Below are 3,673 nucleotides of genomic sequence, written 5' to 3'. Positions count from 1 at the left end.
CACCACAACCATATTTGCCACACGACGCTTGAGATCGGTGATTTCTTTATCCCGCCGCTCTCGCATGAAAACCCTCGATTTTTTGATATTTATCCTCGTTGCTCACCCCTGTTTCGGGATCAAATCCTATGAATGGTTCCACAAATCTTGCTTCTATGCTTCCCCCTTCCTCGTCAGTATTGGGAATGTTCGTCACATAAGTGACCTCAAAGGTTAAAATGGCTCCATGGAGTGCTAAAACACCATTATCACCAAAGGCAAAAGCAATATTTTGTAACCGACAGCTCTCAACCTTATTGTTTAAATGGGGATTGGCATGGAAAACATTTTCGACTTCCCATGCCAATTGATCGACACAGCGCGCACCATTTTCTTCTGTTGCATAACATTCAACATCAACGGTTAAAATACGCCGCCGCAAACCATAATCATGTCCCTGTTCCAACGTCTCGCTTTGTGTAGACACGTTAATGGCAGGCATGTTCTCAGACGAAAAATTAAAGTCCCGCATATTGAAAACATTGTCACCAACAGATGTCTTGGCTGCCTTTATCAATGCAACAAAGCTTTCTCTTACCATCTCTCTTGGAGGCATAAATGCTCCTGTTCCGTTAATGTCTCTTCATTAACTCCATAGGCAATTAGCAATTTAAACTTTTGAAAATGAGGGGAGCCTAAATAGGTATATTTCTGCCAAATATAACCTTTACTCTGCTTTATTGAGCCTCCCCACTTAAAAGCAGGGAGGATATTTTATATTTAAGCTACTTTTTTTATAGGATTTTCTAAAACGCGTTTTGCTTCTGCAATTAACGCTTTATAGCTTTTGTTTTCTTCTTCTAATCTAAAAGCTTCAACAAGACGCGCATGAATAGGTCCCAAAAGATACAAGGCTTTTTCGGCAGGTCTCATCTCATCCCAGTAGTGTGGCAAATCAAACCGTGTATCGCGGTCACAATCAACAGATTGGCTTTTTAATTTCTTCTCACATTCAATAAAATATTGACGGGCTTTTCTACCCTTCTCATTCCTTTCAACCATAGCAAGCTCTTTCGCCATATCTAAAGTGAGACGATATTCTGTCATGCTTACATTTTGACGCTCCCCCGTTTTGGGGAACGTTAAAATATAGTCTCTTTTAGAAACAAATTTATATGTTTTTATGCGATTTTTAATCCATGTTGTAAAATCGCGACCTATTTCTAAAAACGCATGCAATTCACGTGCATTGACCGTTTGAACAGTTTCCTGATCAATAACCTCTTCTGATATTGGTATGAGAGTGTTCATGATGAACTCCTATGCAGTTAGACGTTTTTCATTGACATCCAAAAAGAATGTCGGGTGCTGAAAAACACGGTGCATAGTCCGTCGTTACACCTTCCCCATAAGGGTATTGTATAGTGTAACCACACCCGACAGCATCATTATACGCAACAAGCGCATGACGAGTCAAAGTCTTTAATGTGCGGAGAAGAGATTGTGTCGGCAATCCACCCGCTATGCATTTAAGGTGTTTTTCAGGCACCTGAATCAATGTTAGATACATTATTACGATTTTGTCAAGAAAGAAAATAAATTTGTGAAAAAACACTATAACCAAAATCAAAGAAAATTGACATAGTGTGTTTTAATATTATAGATACAGAATAAATTTTTACATAATGTGCTTATATTATTACATACTGTATTAAATTATAGAGAATTTACTGTGAATAAAGTTCAAAAAAATGGTATTTTTACAGTTCAACAAGTAGCCAACTTCTTCCTTAATAAAGGGAATGAAGGAAATATTGAGATTTCGCCAATGAAACTTATAAAGCTGGTGTATTTCGCTTATGGTTGGGTTTTGGCAATTACAAATAAACGTCTTTTTTCTGATCCCATAGAAGCATGGGATTATGGGCCTGTTATTCCTGTTTTGTATTATGAATTTAGGAGTTGGGGAAAAAATCCTATTAATTGCACTTCATATACACGTAATTTTGAGACAGGGGAAGTAGATATCCCTAACATTACAGAAAATTCAAAGAACAAAGACATAATTAGAATATTGGAGGCTGTTTGGAATACCTACAAATCTTTTTCATCTTGGGAGTTAAGTAATGAATCTCATTCAAAGGGATCTCCATGGGAAAAAGTGTATAAAAAAGGTTACAATATACAATTAATAGATGACCACATTTCAAACTATTTTTTGAAAGAAATTAAAAAATGAAAGATGATGATGATTCTATTGAAAAAAAATTGCATCAAGTTCTCACTGAGTTACAGAACAGAAAAAATAAGAGTGCTCCTAATAAAAATGCTCTTAATGAAGAATCAACTCCAAAAAATCCTCCTTATCTTGTTGAAGAGCAAGATATACAAGAGTTAAGAAATAAAATTTTACATGAGCGTCATAATACTGAAATATTATTTATTGCATTAGAAGTAGCATTATTACCGTTTATCGCCAAGCTTATGAAATTTTTTTTCAAAAAGATATGGTATTGTATCTTAAAAACAGAATGGATAATCGAAACATGGCATTTTTTCCTAAACTATAAATTGCTAATTGGTATTTTAAAGTTATTTAATGTATCATCGTGGGATAAAGATACGTGTCTTCTTCTCCAGAATATGTTCGTGGAGACTAGTGTTATGCTATTTCAAGTTTTTCTTATTTTTGTTCTGTTGCCTCGACGTTTAAAGAGCGTTTCTGGGAAAACATTTGATGATACTTGGAAAGCTATCAAAAATAAAAGTTGTAGTCCAGAAACAGTCTAATAAAATTGATTTAAATAAGCTGAAATTAGCATGTCTTGCTTCTTATCTAAATCTTGATAGTCTCTAACTTCTTTCCTACTGTATATATGGCGTTGTTTACGATACACCAGCAGATGAAGGTGCTTCACGCAAAATCAACTTATACATGCCCGATTCTGAAGCTTGTACATCCGCCACAAAGAAGTGCTCTTGAGAAGGAGCAGCTTCGTTGTTTTCAGGAGACATCACAACAACACTATCTTGAAGCTTTGGTGGCAATCCGCCAATATCATTGATGCAAACATCAAGTTCTTTTTTGGGGATTGTCGTGCGTGTTCTGCTTCCTGCTTCCGTTTCTGAATGTTTAATGCCGTAAATCGCTGTGATCTCAAAAGACTGCCCTGTCTCCTTTCGCGTATAAATGACAGGCTGCCCAAAACTGTTGCGTACATCTTCAACCATTTTGTTAAGCAGCCTGTGCCATTGCATCATTTGGCTCCTATAACGCCTTTAAAGAGCATCTCAGGGCGTGTGCAAATATAGAGCGGATAGCTATACACTTCAGGTTTAACCCATGCATTACGATCGTGATCGACTATCAGCATCGTGTAAAGAGGCTTTCCAACCGTATTGGCAAAATCTAAAGATTCACCCGGTGCAAAAGTTTTCTGGAACACATGAGGAGCATCAACGGGTAAGAATTGACACTCATCAGGCTTAATCCCTATTGCACGTTTTTTACCCGCTTTAGCATTAACATTATAATTATGAATGCTTCGATAGTTAATAAAGGTCACTCCAGCAAAATCAAAACTACCAAAGCTCCCTGCCCCAATAGCACTTGGTGTTGCAACACCTTTTGCACTGTTTAATGTCTGTGCCATCGCTGTATTTAAATAGGTTTCACGAATGGTTTTGTGGTTTT

7 protein-coding genes are annotated in these 3,673 nt (G+C 36.8%); 2 read left to right on the top strand and 5 right to left on the bottom strand.

Going from position 1 to position 3,673, the window contains the following annotated elements; translation table 11 throughout:
* Window positions 1-46 precede the first annotated feature (46 nt).
* From ACMFKV_RS06950 to ACMFKV_RS06940, 3 genes are all read right to left on the bottom strand, one after another.
* Window positions 47-595 (bottom strand): hypothetical protein, encoded by a 549-nt coding sequence (locus ACMFKV_RS06950; protein ID WP_413154892.1) that lies wholly within the window; start codon window positions 593-595, stop codon window positions 47-49.
* A 164-nt stretch (window positions 596-759) separates the two neighbouring features.
* On the bottom strand, window positions 760-1,290 hold the full coding sequence (locus tag ACMFKV_RS06945; RefSeq protein WP_413154891.1) for an antA/AntB antirepressor family protein: 531 nt from the start codon (window positions 1,288-1,290) through the stop codon (window positions 760-762).
* A 28-nt stretch (window positions 1,291-1,318) separates the two neighbouring features.
* Window positions 1,319-1,528 carry a hypothetical protein gene (locus ACMFKV_RS06940; RefSeq protein ID WP_413154890.1) on the bottom strand — a complete coding sequence of 70 codons (210 nt, stop codon included), beginning with the start codon at window positions 1,526-1,528 and terminating at the stop codon, window positions 1,319-1,321.
* A gap of 183 nt (window positions 1,529-1,711) precedes the next feature.
* Here ACMFKV_RS06940 and ACMFKV_RS06935 point away from each other — a divergent pair, with 183 nt between their 5' ends.
* Together ACMFKV_RS06935 and ACMFKV_RS06930 are read left to right on the top strand one after the other, a co-directional pair.
* Window positions 1,712-2,218, top strand: coding sequence for a Panacea domain-containing protein (locus ACMFKV_RS06935; protein ID WP_413154889.1), 507 nt, complete (start codon window positions 1,712-1,714; stop codon window positions 2,216-2,218).
* Window positions 2,215-2,769, top strand: coding sequence for a hypothetical protein (locus ACMFKV_RS06930; protein WP_413154887.1), 555 nt, complete (start codon window positions 2,215-2,217; stop codon window positions 2,767-2,769). The genes ACMFKV_RS06935 and ACMFKV_RS06930 overlap by 4 nt, the downstream gene beginning before the upstream one ends.
* A gap of 96 nt (window positions 2,770-2,865) precedes the next feature.
* Here the strand turns inward: ACMFKV_RS06930 and ACMFKV_RS06925 are convergent, their stop codons facing one another.
* Both ACMFKV_RS06925 and ACMFKV_RS06920 read right to left on the bottom strand, forming a co-directional pair.
* Window positions 2,866-3,237, bottom strand: coding sequence for a head-tail joining protein (locus ACMFKV_RS06925; protein ID WP_413154893.1), 372 nt, complete (start codon window positions 3,235-3,237; stop codon window positions 2,866-2,868).
* Window positions 3,237-3,673: major capsid protein (locus tag ACMFKV_RS06920; protein ID WP_413154885.1), on the bottom strand; the 437-nt coding region annotated here is incomplete at its 5' end. The genes ACMFKV_RS06920 and ACMFKV_RS06925, both read right to left, overlap by 1 nt.

The sequence above is a fragment of the Bartonella propinqua genome (assembly GCF_047263965.1).
In the GTDB taxonomy this organism is placed as follows: domain Bacteria; phylum Pseudomonadota; class Alphaproteobacteria; order Rhizobiales; family Rhizobiaceae; genus Bartonella.
This window is presented reverse-complemented; position numbering and strand designations above follow the sequence as displayed.